This is a genomic window from Bacillus sp. DE0042, from assembly GCF_007680225.1.
Lineage (GTDB): Bacteria > Bacillota > Bacilli > Bacillales > Bacillaceae_G > Bacillus_A > Bacillus_A wiedmannii.
Map to the genome: position 1 here is coordinate 1,135,428 of NZ_VEJP01000001.1, position 13,850 is coordinate 1,149,277.

Annotated in this window: 15 protein-coding genes and 1 pseudogene; 2 read left to right on the plus strand and 14 right to left on the minus strand. The window is 35.9% G+C overall.

The window, feature by feature from the left end:
* Positions 1-80 precede the first annotated feature (80 nt).
* From FS802_RS05520 to FS802_RS05575, 12 genes are all read right to left on the minus strand, one after another.
* The gene (locus tag FS802_RS05520) at positions 81-854 is read right to left on the minus strand and encodes a flagellar basal-body rod protein FlgG (RefSeq protein WP_088057796.1); all 774 of its coding nucleotides are present in this window, start codon (positions 852-854) and stop codon (positions 81-83) included.
* Between the two features lie 42 nt (positions 855-896).
* Positions 897-2,207 (minus strand): flagellar biosynthesis GTPase FlhF, encoded by a 1,311-nt coding sequence (gene flhF / locus FS802_RS05525; RefSeq protein WP_098822916.1) that lies wholly within the window; start codon positions 2,205-2,207, stop codon positions 897-899.
* A 14-nt stretch (positions 2,208-2,221) separates the two neighbouring features.
* Positions 2,222-4,288: a flagellar biosynthesis protein FlhA gene (gene flhA, locus FS802_RS05530; protein ID WP_098720558.1), complete on the minus strand. Its 2,067-nt coding sequence runs from the start codon at positions 4,286-4,288 to the stop codon at positions 2,222-2,224.
* A gap of 24 nt (positions 4,289-4,312) precedes the next feature.
* Positions 4,313-5,359: a flagellar type III secretion system protein FlhB gene (flhB, locus tag FS802_RS05535; protein WP_001040116.1), complete on the minus strand. Its 1,047-nt coding sequence runs from the start codon at positions 5,357-5,359 to the stop codon at positions 4,313-4,315.
* A 10-nt stretch (positions 5,360-5,369) separates the two neighbouring features.
* Positions 5,370-6,131: a flagellar biosynthetic protein FliR gene (locus FS802_RS05540; protein ID WP_098653193.1), complete on the minus strand. Its 762-nt coding sequence runs from the start codon at positions 6,129-6,131 to the stop codon at positions 5,370-5,372.
* Between the two features lie 15 nt (positions 6,132-6,146).
* Entirely contained in the window at positions 6,147-6,422 is a 276-nt protein-coding gene (locus tag FS802_RS05545; RefSeq protein ID WP_064449842.1) for a flagellar biosynthetic protein FliQ, read from the minus strand.
* 33 nt (positions 6,423-6,455) lie between these two features.
* A complete protein-coding gene (locus FS802_RS05550) occupies positions 6,456-7,214 on the minus strand; it encodes a flagellar type III secretion system pore protein FliP (RefSeq protein WP_001220582.1) in 759 nt (252 codons plus the stop codon).
* Complete coding sequence (locus tag FS802_RS05555; RefSeq protein WP_000121176.1) at positions 7,211-7,531, minus strand: hypothetical protein; 321 nt, start codon at positions 7,529-7,531, stop codon at positions 7,211-7,213. The genes FS802_RS05550 and FS802_RS05555 overlap by 4 nt, the downstream gene beginning before the upstream one ends.
* A gap of 12 nt (positions 7,532-7,543) precedes the next feature.
* Complete coding sequence (gene fliN / locus FS802_RS05560; protein ID WP_098653191.1) at positions 7,544-7,903, minus strand: flagellar motor switch protein FliN; 360 nt, start codon at positions 7,901-7,903, stop codon at positions 7,544-7,546.
* Between the two features lie 10 nt (positions 7,904-7,913).
* Positions 7,914-8,900, minus strand: coding sequence for a flagellar motor switch protein FliM (gene fliM / locus FS802_RS05565; protein WP_098653190.1), 987 nt, complete (start codon positions 8,898-8,900; stop codon positions 7,914-7,916).
* Between the two features lie 14 nt (positions 8,901-8,914).
* On the minus strand, positions 8,915-9,139 hold the full coding sequence (locus FS802_RS05570) for a flagellar motor switch protein FliN (protein WP_000775712.1): 225 nt from the start codon (positions 9,137-9,139) through the stop codon (positions 8,915-8,917).
* Positions 9,140-9,201: 62 nt separating this feature from the next.
* Positions 9,202-9,987, minus strand: a complete 786-nt coding sequence (locus FS802_RS05575; RefSeq protein ID WP_098653189.1) for a lytic transglycosylase domain-containing protein — start codon at positions 9,985-9,987, stop codon at positions 9,202-9,204.
* Positions 9,988-10,243: 256 nt separating this feature from the next.
* On the opposite strand from FS802_RS05575, the gene FS802_RS05580 reads away from it, so the two are divergent.
* Together FS802_RS05580 and FS802_RS05585 are read left to right on the plus strand one after the other, a co-directional pair.
* Positions 10,244-11,065 carry a flagellin N-terminal helical domain-containing protein gene (locus tag FS802_RS05580; protein WP_098653188.1) on the plus strand — a complete coding sequence of 274 codons (822 nt, stop codon included), beginning with the start codon at positions 10,244-10,246 and terminating at the stop codon, positions 11,063-11,065.
* A gap of 239 nt (positions 11,066-11,304) precedes the next feature.
* Positions 11,305-12,105 (plus strand): flagellin N-terminal helical domain-containing protein, encoded by an 801-nt coding sequence (locus FS802_RS05585; protein ID WP_098653187.1) that lies wholly within the window; start codon positions 11,305-11,307, stop codon positions 12,103-12,105.
* 94 nt (positions 12,106-12,199) lie between these two features.
* On the opposite strand, the gene FS802_RS05590 is transcribed toward FS802_RS05585, so the two are convergent.
* The gene (locus tag FS802_RS05590; RefSeq protein ID WP_098653186.1) at positions 12,200-13,135 is read right to left on the minus strand and encodes a DNA-binding domain-containing protein; all 936 of its coding nucleotides are present in this window, start codon (positions 13,133-13,135) and stop codon (positions 12,200-12,202) included.
* A 323-nt stretch (positions 13,136-13,458) separates the two neighbouring features.
* Positions 13,459-13,850: pseudogene (locus tag FS802_RS31470) on the minus strand (IMP dehydrogenase); the annotation flags it as partial.

A 13,850-nucleotide genomic window follows, 5' to 3' on the forward strand; every position in this document is an offset into this window, starting at 1 on the left:
ATATTGATAATCATTATCATTTTATGATGTAACTGTAATAAAAGCAATAATAAAAAAAGACTTCCACTCAGGGAAGTCTCTTATCTCAATATTTCATTTGCTTCTTTTTCATAAATTTTATCAAATGAAGTCATAACGCGTTGTGACGCTGAAATCATTTTTTGATCTGTCATAAGATCAGCCATCTCTTTCGTCATATCTACATTTGAATTTTCTAGCATATGATTTTTTACTGTCCCTGCTCCATTCGGTAAATCAGCAATGTTTCCTTCTGCTAGTGTAAAGCTTTTGTTCTCCCTTTGTACGAGACGATTATTCGCTTCTGCACCTACTGTTTTTGTTTGCAGGCGGGCAATATTATTTTGTGTTACTGCATCATATAACGTACCGTCTGCTTGTACAGCTACTTTTGCTCCTTCTGGAATACGAATACGTTCATTATTCTCTCCCATTACGAAAGCGCCTGAAGATGTTTGTAAATAACGATCACTATTTAATGTAAAACTACCGTCTCTTGTTAAAAACGTTTCATTATTTTTAGATGTAACAAAAAACGAAGCTGTGCCAGCAGTTCCATCATCTAAAAAGAAATCTGTATCACTATTTGTCATTTGTATATTTCCTTGTACTAAGTTCACATGCGTTGCGGCTGGTACTACAGCGTAATCGACCGAACCGATATTTGTCACAGCTCCATCTCCGCGGCGATATGTGTCTTGTACATCAAATACTTTAGAAGTCATATTTTCTGCTTTAAATCCTGTCGTTTGAGCATTTGCAACGTTATTCGAATGAACATTAATGCGCTGCATGTAATTCATCATACCCATAGAACCTATATAAAGACCGTTCATACTCGTTTGAATAAGGCAGTTGCCTTATCCTTCACCTCTTTTCTATGATGTTTGCAACATTTGTTTCGCTAAATGTTCAGCTGTAGCGATATGTATATGTTGCTTCACGTCTTGTCCGTCTGTCATTAATACAATTGGAGCTGATGATACTGCTGGAATTTTTAATAATTCACCACTACTTGCTGTTTCATCAAATTTCGTAAATACGATACCATCAATATGAATATCTTTAAAATTCGTAATGATTTCAATCATATCTTTACTTTTCATCGAAGCTGATAACGTTAAGCAAATATAATCTGGCTCTACTTGTCCCATCGTTTCAATCATTTCTTCCACTGTTTCTGACGCACGATAATTTTTTCCGGCTGTATCAATTAAAATATAATCGACGCGCGCTTCTTCTTTAAAATACGTAAGCGCCCTTGTCATTGCAGCTTCATCACGTACCGCGATTACTTCAAATCCAATTGTCTTGACGTAATCTTGCAGTTGCTGTACTGTTCCAATGCGTGAATGGTCTGTCGTAATAAAACCGACCGTTTTTTTCTTACCGTGAAACTGCCATGCCATTTTCGCAAGTGTCGTCGTTTTTCCAACTCCAGTTGGACCGATTAATGCAATTGTTTGCACTTCTTTTTCAAAAACGTTTTCCGTATTGAAATGAGATCTCATATCTTCCAATATGTATCCGATCACTTCTTCTTCTGTAATCATCGTCGCATTCTCAAACTTCACTTTTAACTTTTCAGCATATGCATGAATGAAATATTGTTCTACATCGTTTTGCTCTAGCATGCGAATTACTTTTTGAATAATAAAAGGTACAGATTCTTGCTTTTCTTTCTTTACAACAACTTCTTCTTTCTTAACGGGAACGACTTTTTTCACAGTTTTTTGCTTTTCCGTTACTTTCGTTTCTTCCGTCTGTTTCACAACGACGATACCTTTTTCAAACAGCTTTAATAGTTTCTCTTTCTTTCTTGTCCATTCTTCACTATTTCCTGTTTGCATCGCCGCATATGACATAGAAGTCGTCACGTTTTCTAAATTGTGCAGTACCGATTGAATTCCGTTCGCCTTCACAATTTGTTCTGAAGAATCATTTACAACATCCATTAGTTGTTCATGAAATTGAGCTGTGCCTTCATTCACTTCTTCTTGTTTATCCTCTGGAAAAGCAACTAACATTTCATAATTCTTTTTCCAAAAAAACGGGATATTTCGTTTTACACTTTCATCGACAACGTAATAATAATCTGTACCATATTGGTCAAATAACTTTCGATACAATTCATTTTTCGAAGCTGCTTTTATTCGCATTAACGCTTCTTTCTTTTCTGTACTTTCCATTACTTCACCCCCTACTATTCAATATAGGCAATTTGATCTACAACAATTTCCGGTGCTAATTCGCTAATACAAAGTACTTGCGCTTCTACTTGATAACGCTCAAGAAGTCTTACAATCGCAAATCTGAAATCTTTTCTACGCGTTAATAATACTGGTTCTCTTCCCATTAAACGAGCTTGTTTAAAGACACGCTGTACTTGTTCAACAACACGTGTTTCTAAATCTAAATCCCAGTTTAATAAGTAACCTTGGTATGAATTATTTACAACATCCGCATCTAACTCGATTGAATCTGAGAAGAGCGCTGCGTAAATTTTACCGTCAGGATTTTTCGCATTTTCACAAATCACTTTTGAAATACATTCACGGACGAATGACGTTACACCGTCTACATGATTTTGATAAATTTCTTTTCCATCAATAATACCTTCGATAATAGTTGGTAAATCACGAATAGAAATACCCTCTTTTAACAATTGTTTAATAACATTTTGAACAAGTGATAAGTCGATTTCTTTCTTCTTAATCTCCTCTAGTAAAACGCCGTTATCATTTTCAAGCGAGTTAATTAAGTCTTTTACATGTTGACGCTGAATTAACTCATGAAGATTACGTCTAACGATAACATCTAAATGTGTAATTAATATGCTAAGCGGCTCTAATACTTGATAGCCTTTCATTTGTGCATCTTGTACCATATGCTCTAAAATCCAATATCCATCTTCACCGAAAATCGGATCTTTCGCTGGTTCTGCATCTAAATCGGCCATTACATTCGGTGTTTTCAATGCTAATAAGTAACCTGATTTTAAAACACCTTCAGCTGCCTTCGCACCTTTAATACGAATAATGTAACGTCCTCGTGGTCTAAAACTCGTATTATCTTTAAAGTTAATGCCAGGAACGTTAATACCAAGGTCGGTAATAATCGACTTCCTCATAAGAACAACTTTATCACGAGCTGTTTCCCCGTTAATCTTCTGCTTTACAAGTGCTGCTAAATCTAAACCGAGTTCTACAATAATTGGATATTTATCTGTAAATACTCCGAATGAATCTTCCACTTGTTGCAGTTGTTCATCTTCGCCTTGAATCATTTCTAATTCTTTTTGAAGCTCGTCTTCTTTTTCTTTCTTTATTCGGTTTTTATTACGAATTCCTAAGAAGACAATTGTTCCACCAACGAGTGCGAATGGTAGAAATGGTAGCGGAGTGAAAATACCCATCGCAATAAATAAACCACCAAGCGCATATACAACAACTTCATGTGCTAATAACTCTTTAAAGATACCTTCAGTTACCGTATCCGCTGAACCATCAAATACACGTGTTACGATAATACCTGTTGAAATCGCAAGCATTAACGAACCGATTTGGTTTACGATTCCATCACCGACAGTTAACTGTGTATAGTGAATAGCTGCATCAGCAAAACTCATGCCCTGCTGCATCATACCGACAATTAAACCGAAAATAATGTTTACGAATAAAATGACAATCCCGAAAATAACGTCCCCTTTAATGAACTTCCCGGCACCATCCATCGCCCCGTAAAACTCTGTTTCCATATTTAACTTTTTTCGTTTTGCCTGTGCATCTTTTTCAGTAATAATACGCTGGTTTAAATCCGCATCGATTGACATTTGTTTCCCGGGTAAAGAATCAAGTGTAAAACGAGCTGCAACTTCAGCTGTACGAGACGCACCGTTTGCAACGATAAACTGGAATATGATTAATACTATGAAAATAACGATACCAATTAATAAGTTCCCGCCAATTACAAACTGACCGAACTCTTCAATAACATGCCCCGCATTTCCGTCTGTCAAAATCGCTCGCGTCGTCGATACGTTAATCGATACGCGGAAAATCCCGATTAATAACAACATCGTCGGAAATGACTTTAATTCATCCCACTCGTTAATACTTGTTGCTCGCATATAAATAAGCACTGACATACTTAGTAAAAAAACGATAACGATATCAAGTATAAATGGTGGAAGTGGAATTAAGAGCGCCACTACGAATGACGCTGCTAAAAAGATAGAAAAATAGGTTCTTGCAGAATCTATCTTAAACACAAGAGATCTCCTCCAACCGCGCTATTATACTTCAAGTTCATTCGTTTGAATTAAATAGCGCATAACTTCAATTACAGCTACGTATAAATCTTCTGGAATCGTCTCATCTTCCTCGACTTGATAATATAAAGAACGAGCAAGTGGACGGTTTTCCACCATTGGTATTTCTTGTTCGCGGGCAAGCGTTCGTATATATAATGCGAGCTCATCTTCCCCTTTTGCAACGACAATTGGTGCTGCATCAACCTGTTTATTGTATCGAAGTACGACCGAAATATGAGTCGGGTTGTTTACAATAAACGTTGCACCATCCATCTTCTTCGCAATTGTTCCTTGCAGGATCGCATGCATAAAGTTTTTTCGTTTCCCCTTTACTTGCGGGTCCCCTTCATTATCTTTATGCTCTTGTTTTACTTCTTCTTTTTTCATCTTAATATCTTGTTCGTACTCCCATTTTTGATAAATAAAATCAATAATAGAAAGAACGATTAATATAATTAAAATAGCTAAAAAGATAAATTTAATTTGCCTAATAATTTCAGTAAGTGACGCAGTCCAGTTAAATCCAATCATACTAACGATTTTCTCTAAATTCTTTTTAAAGAGAACGTACGCAACGTAACCGATTAATCCCATATAAAATAGTGATTTCAAAATATCTACTAAACTTTTACGACTAAACAATCTCGTAAAATAGTTTTTTGGGTTAATACGCGACGCTTTCGGCTTAATGACTTTAGAAGAAAATAAGAAACCGACTTGAATCATATAATTAAATAAATGAAAAGCGTATACGAGTATTAATATTGGTGCTGATACTTTTAGTAATAAAATACCCATTAAATAAAAATACTCGGTCGAATCTGTATTTTTTCCAATTTGATCAAACAGCACCGCTACAGAATTGGCAATCTCGTAACCAAGCCAATCTCCAAAAAAATAAACGACAACCGCTAATACAAGTATGGAAAATAAATTATTTAAATCTTTACTCCGGGCAATATTCCCTTCTTCACGCGATTTTTTACGCTTCTGCGGGGTGGCCTTTTCTGTTTTATTATCCTTTGCCATGCGCGTCCCCCTACTTCGTTAAGAAAAAGTTAAATAGTTTCGTATATTCCTCAAGCAATACATCTGTCATATTTTTAAACACATAACCGAGCATCGGTACACTCATCGCAATAAACAAAATACCACATGTAATTTTAATGACATACGCATTCATAAAAACATTTAATTGCGGAGCGTTTTTTGCGATTAAAATTAAAACAAAGTTAATGATGAATAAACTCCCCATTAGCGGAAGAGCAATTTCAACCGCTGATGTGATCGCAAATAATAACGTTGCGAGTAGACTATCTAAAAAACTAGTCGTCAGCAATTTTGAAATCGCCTCTGTATATTGAAACGACTTTAAAATCGTGGCAACGAAATAATTAATGCCGCCAAGTGAAATAAAAATAATGAGGAAAAATATATCAAAAATGGTTGAAAGTAACGTAGACTGTGAGCCTGCATTTACATCAAACAAACTTGCCTGTGATAAACCGATATCAAAGTCTAAAATATGCCCTGCCATTTTCGGAATATTCCACAGCATTTCTACAATTTTTGAAAGCGATAATCCAATTACAATTTGCGTACCTGCATAAGCTGCCACGTCCCAAACTGTCTTTATGTGTGAGACATCAACTTGTTCGGCAACAGTAATCGAAAGTGCAAGTCCTACTGTAACCTTCGCCATTGCTGGAATGGATCGACCTGAGAAAAACGGTAAAAAATATAAAAATGAAGTAATGCGGCAAAACGCAAAAAACGTCGCCGCCCATAATTCCATATTCATTTCAGTCCACCTAACTTAATACGAACGCAATAGCGATGGAATTTTATCAAATAAATCTAAAATAAGCGTCGTTAACTCTTGAAACATCCACGGACCTAAAATGATAATAACGAGTACAATACTCGCCATTTTCGGTAAAAACGTCAGCGTTTGCTCTTGAATTTGCATCATCGCCATAATAACAGCGATTATAATAACGACAATCATACTTACGCCGGCAATCGGCATTAAAATCATAACTCCTTTATAAAAAAAGGTTTGAAAAATATCTATAATTGGTGACGTATTCATTTATATGACTCCTATCACATAGCATCAAACGCTTCAGGCGACCGTTTTAAACATAATGTCGACGATTTTTGTATATCCACCTAAATATACGAAAACAAGTATTTTAAACGGTAAACTTAAAATCATCGGCGGTACCATCATCATCCCGAGGTACATTAAAAGTGTACTAATAATCAAATCTATAAATACAAACGCTAAATAAATGAACATCCCCGTTAATAATCCCTTTTGAATTTGCGTTAACGTAAAGGATGGTACGAGCGTAAATAAGGAAAGATCTTTCAAATCTTTCGGCAACTCTTCTCCGCGCACTTTCAGCATCATTTTTAAATCATGCTTATACGTATGCTTTGACATATACTCTTTCATAATAGGGGCTGTCGTCTCCGCAGCTTGACTTACAGTTATTTTCTCTTTCGTCATCGGATCCCACACATCGCTCTTTAGCTGCCCAAGTACAGGCTGCATCGTAAAGAGTGATAAAAATAATGCAAGTCCAACAAGTACTTGGTTCGGTGGTAAATTCATTACCCCAAGCCCTTGACGTGTAATCCCAAGAACGATCATAAAATAAGTAAAATGTGTAAATAATAGAACGATAGACGAAGATAATGATAAAAGGGTAACGAGCGCAAATAACTGTACACTGGAATTACTCGTAAACTCTTTTCCATTTTCGAAATTAATAAAACCGTTCGGGGCCGCATACGCTGGATTTACAAAAATAATTGAAAAAACGATAGAAAATACGAAAATAACGGCTAATAATGATAACTGTTTCTTTATTCTCATGATGGATCCTCTACTTTTTTCGTTTCACTCTTCACCGCGTCTTCTAGCGCTTGTTGAAACTGATTTCCTGTTCCTGTTAATTGCACAGATTGTACACCGTTATTACTAATAACAGTGAACACTTGCTTGCCGTCCACTTCAAATAAAAAGGCGCTCGTTTGATGATTTAAATACACACCGTCTTTTACTTGAATATGGCCATTTTCACCTTGCTTAAAAAACTGCTGCTTGCGCGTCTTTTTCGTCATATAATATGCACCGTAGCCGAGCGCACCAAACAGTAAAACGACTTGAAATAAGGTCGTCATATACGACATATGACTCCTCCTCTACTCTTTATCTTGCATTTGACTTTGCGCTTTCATAAGCGCAGCTTGCTTCTTATCGGCTTCAATTTCAGAAATGATAATACCGAACTTCTCGTCCATTACAATCGCTTCCCCAATGCCGACTTTCATATTACTTAAATACACATCTACTTTATGTCCTAAGTTTTTCTCTACTTCAAGAACATCGCCAACTTTTAATTGCTTCACATCACCGAGCGTAATAGATGATTTCCCAAGCTTTACACCAAGTTCAATCGAAATATCTGAAACAGTATCAATATGTGCTTTATCTGCTTCATTTCGCTTCCCTGCAAAATCTTCTAATCCCATTAATGACACAGGAGATACTTCATGCTTCATATGGATCCTCCTACTCTACAAAACTTTTAAATAAGAGCGCCTTACGCGTTCCATCTTTTCCAATAAAACAATTAAATTTATGCTTTCCATCTACATAACCAAGTAATTCATCCGAAACTTTCGTATGAATCGGAATAATATCGCCTTCTTCAATTTGTTCAATCTCACCCATTGTCATCTTCTGTTCACCAATCGCAACGTGAACAGGTTTAAACACTTGATTTACTTTCACTTCTACTTCAGACGTATACTTTTTACGCTTATCCGAAGAATGTTCGACAATATTTTCAGACGTTAACTTATCCATAATTTCTTCAACAGATAAGAACGGAATACCGATACGCACCGTCGTATCCCAAAAATCTGTTTTCATATTTACGTTCAGTAATGAAATGATATCACTCGCTGTCGTAATCTTTAATGCATTCGGATCTGTCTCCGTCGTTACAAATTTCGGTTCAATCGCCACAACACTTTCAAATGATTGTTCTAAATTTTTGCAAAGGAGCATAAAAATATTATCAAGCGTTAAAAACTCAAATGCGGTAAGTGGTCTGCGCATCGTAAAGTTACGCTTACTATCTCCGCCAAGCCAGCATTCATGAATGTAAATAACGAACGCTAAATCAATCTCGATAACAATTTCTCCAAGCTCTGGAAGACCAAGGTCAATAACGCAATATAAATAATAATCTTTTGGCATTTTCTCCACATACTCACTCGTAAATGGAACTTGCTCAACCGTTGAAGGTTCTAACTCAATCGGAATACGCATACGTGCTGCCAACGTCTGTGACGTCTGTTTTCCAAACGTAGAAGCAATTGCTTGCAAGCTACGTAAATGCTCAACACCGAACTTCTCCGGTCTATTAAAATCATACTCTTGAAATTTCTCTTGCTTCCCTGCTTCTTGTGCGAAAGCTGGCATTTCCTCGCCTTCATTTACCGCCTTCAGCAGGGCATCAATTTGCTCTTGGCTTAATTTTTCGCCACTCATGACAATCCCCTTCCCTACCTTTTCAATTCAACGATTTCAACGTACATCTTTCCATTCTTCGTCAAAATCTTTCCGGTTCCAATCTCTTCATTCTCAAGCATAAGACGCACCGTATTTTTCGTTGAATTTTCAAGACGATACAATGTACCTTTCGTAATATGAAGCAAATCTTCAATTTTCTTTTTCGTATTTCCGATTTCAAAATAAATTGTTAACGGAATATCATCTTGTAATTTCAAATCTAGCCAACTCCCATATCATGTTCACGAAAATTTCATGTTCTCTCTATATATGAAATTTCTTATTTTGAAACGTCGATATTTAATATTTTTTTAATATATCCTTGCGTTTCTTTAAATGGTGGTACGCCTCCGTACTTTCTCACATTACCAGGGCCAGCATTATAAGAAGCAAGTGCCAATACTAAGTCGCCGTTATTTTTCTTTAAATAACCGCTTAACTCTTTCACACCGCCCTCAATACTTTCAGCTGGTGAAAATGGATTTTTTATACCCATCTCTTTCACATTCGCTGGCATAAGCTGCATAAGACCCATCGCACCTGCATGTGACACCGTTTTCGGATTAAAATTAGACTCTACTTCAATCATTTTTTGAATTAACGTTTTCGGAATTCCGTATGTACGACTTACTCGATCAATAATATCCTCATACTTCCCCTCATTGGAAGAACGTATTTTTTGAATATTATACTTCTTCGTTAATTCCCACGTATCAGCAGCCTCATTTTTCGTTTCTGGGAAACGTCGTTCAAACTCTTTTTGTGCGACTTGCACTTCATCTACGTTCTTCGTTTCAGCCTTTTCTTCAGGCTTACTCGCTTCCTCTACTTTATTAATAGATTGTTCCGTTTTATTTACGACCGTTTCTATTTTCGTAGATTGTACCGGCTGACTCATATCCTCTACATTTACCGGCTGCGCAGTATCCTTCGTCTCCTTCGCAGGTTCACTCTGCAACTTCTCTTGAAAACGACTACTAACGAATGCTTGTGGACTACTTAACTTTTGCTGAATTTGTCCTTTCTTATATGCAAGCACTTCTTTTACTATATTTCCAACTAACATAATATCACCTTTTCGGTAAACAAAGATAATCTAATATTAGAGTTTTTTTTTAAAGTTTGCAATAATCCTTTTAATAATATTGTAATAAAAAAATGAATATATTGTTAAACTGTTATTTTTTTATATTTATTAATTCGAATTTTTAGTTGACACCCGCTATGACAGGGATTACAATAAATCTCGAAATTGATTTTTTCGCATATTACCGTTTTTCAATTTGCAGAAAAGTCAATATAAAAAAATGGGGGTTCTTAACATGAGAATTAATACAAACATTAACAGCATGCGTACTCAAGAGTACATGCGCCAAAACCAAGACAAAATGAATACAGCTATGAATCGTTTATCAAGCGGTAAATCAATCAACAGTGCGGCTGACGATGCAGCAGGCTTAGCTATCGCTACTCGTATGCGTGCAAAAGAAGGCGGCTTAAACGTGGGTGCTCGTAACACACAAGATGCTATGTCCGCATTACGTACTGGTGATTCAGCATTACAATCAATTTCAAACATCTTACTTCGTATGCGTGATCTTGCAACACAAGCATCAAGTGGTACAAATGGCGATACCGATGTTGCTTCTATAGGCAAAGAATACGCTGAGTTAAAATTAGAAATTGACCATATTGCTGACAAAACAAATTTCAATGGTAAGGCATTCTTAGCAGAAGCTACTGGTGGTAACGCTGATATCTCGGTTCAACTTTCTGATGCTACAGGAGATACATTAGAAATCCAATCTCTAGATGTAAAAGAGTTAACAACTACAAATTTAGGCGATAGTATGGCTAATAATGCAGAAGCAGCAGCAGAATTAGTACCACTTGACGCTGCTATCCAAGCAATTGCAGACGCTAGAGCAACTTTCGGTTCACAATTAAACCGTTTAGACCATAACTTAAACAACGTAACTAGCCAAGCAACAAACATGGCAGCTGCTGCTTCTCAAATCGAAGACGCTGACATGGCGAGAGAAATGTCTGAAATGACTAAGTTCAAAATCTTGAACGAAGCTGGTATCAGCATGCTTTCTCAAGCAAACCAAACTCCACAAATGGTTTCTAAATTATTACAATAAGCCATTTGAGTTAGTTTCCTGAATAAACCTCTCTGCTTGCGGAGAGGTTTATTTTTTGTAAAACCTTCCTTTTTTTGATGGAAGAGAGCATCTGCAGTGCATAGAAGCGGTCAGTGCTTATCTTGATCACCCCTTATGTTAAAACACAAGCAACAAATGAACATACACCTTTTTATCTTTTCATGACCGTTTATTAGCTTTAGAACACTAACTATATCAATCTATAAGGAGTGTCTATTATGCGTATTGGTACAAATGTTTTGAGTATGAATGCCAGGCAGTCGTTTTATGAGAATGAGAAACGTATGAATGTTGCGATCGAGCACTTGGCTACTGGTAAGAAGTTAAACCATGCTTCTGATAACCCTGCTAATGTTGCGATTATGACTCGTATGCATGTACGAGCGAGTGGTATGCGCGTGGCGATTCGTAATAATGAAGATGCGATATCGATGCTTCGCACAGCGGAAGCTGCACTTCAAACTGTGACGAATATTTTACAGCGTATGCGTGATTTAGCTATTCAATCTGCGAACGGTACAAATTCAAATAAAAACCGTGATTCATTGAATAAAGAGTTTCAATCTTTAAAAAAACAAATTGGCTATATTGGCGAGACGACTGAGTTTAATGATTTATCCGTATTTGACGGACAAAACCGTCCTGTTATATTAGATGATATTGGTCATACAGTAAATATAACGAAACACATTCCTCCTTCCCCTACTCAACATGACATCAAGATTTCAACAGAACAAGAAGCAAGAGCGGCGATTCGTAAAATTGAAGAGGCTTTACAAAATGTATCACTTCATCGTGCTGATCTTGGGGCTATGATGAATCGTTTACAGTTTAATATTGAAAATTTAAATAGCCAAAGAATGGCTCTAACAGATACTTCTTCTCAAATTGAAGATGCAGATATGGCGCAGGAAATGAGCGATTTTTTAAGGTTTAAATTGTTAACTGAAGTTGCACTTAGTATGGTTTCACAGGCTAATCAAATTCCGCAAATGGTTTCTAAGTTACTACAATCGTAAAAATTCATCCTCCTTCTTTGGAACGATTCCACACAAAACAAAAGGGAAATACATATACACTATGTATCTCCCTTTTATTTTGTACCCAATTTTTTTATTGTGTTACGGTCATAACTTGTCCGCTACGATCGACCATAATTTTCATTTTTCCATCTTGAGCGTTATATAGCCCTAGCTTATGTAGGTCTTGTTTACACTCTTTTACGAAGTAAGGTAATGTGCGAATTTGATCGATATCAGAGCTCGTAATGAAATGAATTAAATGATGCGTCATTTCTTTAATATCAAAGACGAGTTCTTCCTTCTCCCTCTTTAACCTTTCATTTTCAAACTGTAGCGACTTTAATTGACTTTCAAGGTCACGTGTATTTTTTTCATCTTTCGAACGATCTGCAGCCATGCTAGAAAGCTTATAAATACCTTCCATGAATTGATGCAGTTCATGTTCCTTCTTTTCGCTACATTGACTAATTGTTTCAAAGTTGTCAACGATACCTGATATAACTGTTACGAGACTTTTTTCATCCTCTTCGCCTCGAACGTCTTCTTTTATTTCTTGTTTCGTCTCAGCAATCTTCTCTTTAACAGGTTTATATTTTCTTTTTCGCCCTGGTTTTTGTTTTTCAATATTTTCAAAAGACATCTCTTGTTTTTTTAATTTATAATACGTGTTTTGTAATTGGCTTTCTGTTTTCGGAAAAATATTCAATTCATTTTTACTAACATATTTTGAAATATTTGCGATGTTTAAACCGTGACGTTGACAAAATTGATACACTTCATATAATAGTTCTAACTCAGATTTCAGCCATGTAATTACTGATTCTTCATATGCTCGCATACCGCCATTTTTTTCTATATCTATTTGAAATAGTACCATTCTTTTATATAAAGCAACTAGCTCTTCATACCCTATTCTGAATTGTTTCTCTATTTTTTTGAATTCCGCATCTAGTTTCATATCGTTCATTTTATTATTTGACATGTTTTGTAAAAGACTCAATACATTAATTGCTGTGTGGTGATACATAATATGTGTCACTCCCCCTCATCCTTTCACAATTCTCATCTGACTCCCATGTCTTTTAAGAAAATATAAATTTTAACATATCCATATTATAACATTTCGAAATTATCTGTCAAATAATTAACATATAAAAAGATATAAAAAGTATAAAATCAGATTTAGCTATTTTATTTATACATAAAGCATTTCTCCCATAAATTTAAATATCCCATTTTAAAAATATTTTTTATTACTATCTATATTACTTAACCAAAAACAAGAACGCCAAGAGATCTACTTCCTCCTGGCGCTCTCTATTGAACTACTAATTTTTAATACTCTACCTTTTATTCACCTATAAAATCTTTTGCTACACGTACACTTTCTTCCTTATTCACGTTTGTTACTGTAATGTATACCTTTCCTGCTTTCTCACCTAATTGAGGAATTTTAACATTTACTGCCGTTTTTGAGTCAGCAACGGTTGCTGATTTCAGCTCGTTACCTTCTTGTGCCGCGTCATATACTTTGACTACATCTCCAGCTTTTAAGCCTGTCACTCGAACAATATCATCTTCACCAGCATCATTATTTAACACAACAATATTACTTGCATTTGGAGCCGCTGTAATTTCTGTATCATATGCTTTCACTGTACGTGTACTTTCTAACTCACCTTTACTTTGTACACTTACGTATACATTGCCTTTTGTTTTTGCGTCTTTTGCGATTTGATCAA

What these genes read in the sequence shown, in the direction of transcription:
- flhB (WP_001040116.1), bottom strand. Translation starts at nt 5,359, where the DNA reads ATGGCAAAGGATAATAAAACAGAAAAGGCCACCCCGCAGAAGCGTAAA.
- FS802_RS05580 (WP_098653188.1), top strand. Translation starts at nt 10,244, where the DNA reads ATGAGAATTAATACAAACATTAACAGCATGCGTACTCAAGAGTACATG.
- FS802_RS05585 (WP_098653187.1), top strand. Translation starts at nt 11,305, where the DNA reads ATGCGTATTGGTACAAATGTTTTGAGTATGAATGCCAGGCAGTCGTTT.
- FS802_RS05590 (WP_098653186.1), bottom strand. Translation starts at nt 13,135, where the DNA reads ATGTATCACCACACAGCAATTAATGTATTGAGTCTTTTACAAAACATG.
- FS802_RS05520 (WP_088057796.1), bottom strand. Translation starts at nt 854, where the DNA reads ATGAACGGTCTTTATATAGGTTCTATGGGTATGATGAATTACATGCAG.
- fliN (WP_098653191.1), bottom strand. Translation starts at nt 7,903, where the DNA reads ATGAAGCATGAAGTATCTCCTGTGTCATTAATGGGATTAGAAGATTTT.
- flhF (WP_098822916.1), bottom strand. Translation starts at nt 2,207, where the DNA reads ATGGAAAGTACAGAAAAGAAAGAAGCGTTAATGCGAATAAAAGCAGCT.
- FS802_RS05555 (WP_000121176.1), bottom strand. Translation starts at nt 7,531, where the DNA reads ATGTCGTATATGACGACCTTATTTCAAGTCGTTTTACTGTTTGGTGCG.
- FS802_RS05575 (WP_098653189.1), bottom strand. Translation starts at nt 9,987, where the DNA reads ATGTTAGTTGGAAATATAGTAAAAGAAGTGCTTGCATATAAGAAAGGA.
- FS802_RS05540 (WP_098653193.1), bottom strand. Translation starts at nt 6,131, where the DNA reads ATGAATATGGAATTATGGGCGGCGACGTTTTTTGCGTTTTGCCGCATT.
- fliM (WP_098653190.1), bottom strand. Translation starts at nt 8,900, where the DNA reads ATGAGTGGCGAAAAATTAAGCCAAGAGCAAATTGATGCCCTGCTGAAG.
- FS802_RS05545 (WP_064449842.1), bottom strand. Translation starts at nt 6,422, where the DNA reads ATGAATACGTCACCAATTATAGATATTTTTCAAACCTTTTTTTATAAA.
- FS802_RS05550 (WP_001220582.1), bottom strand. Translation starts at nt 7,214, where the DNA reads ATGAGAATAAAGAAACAGTTATCATTATTAGCCGTTATTTTCGTATTT.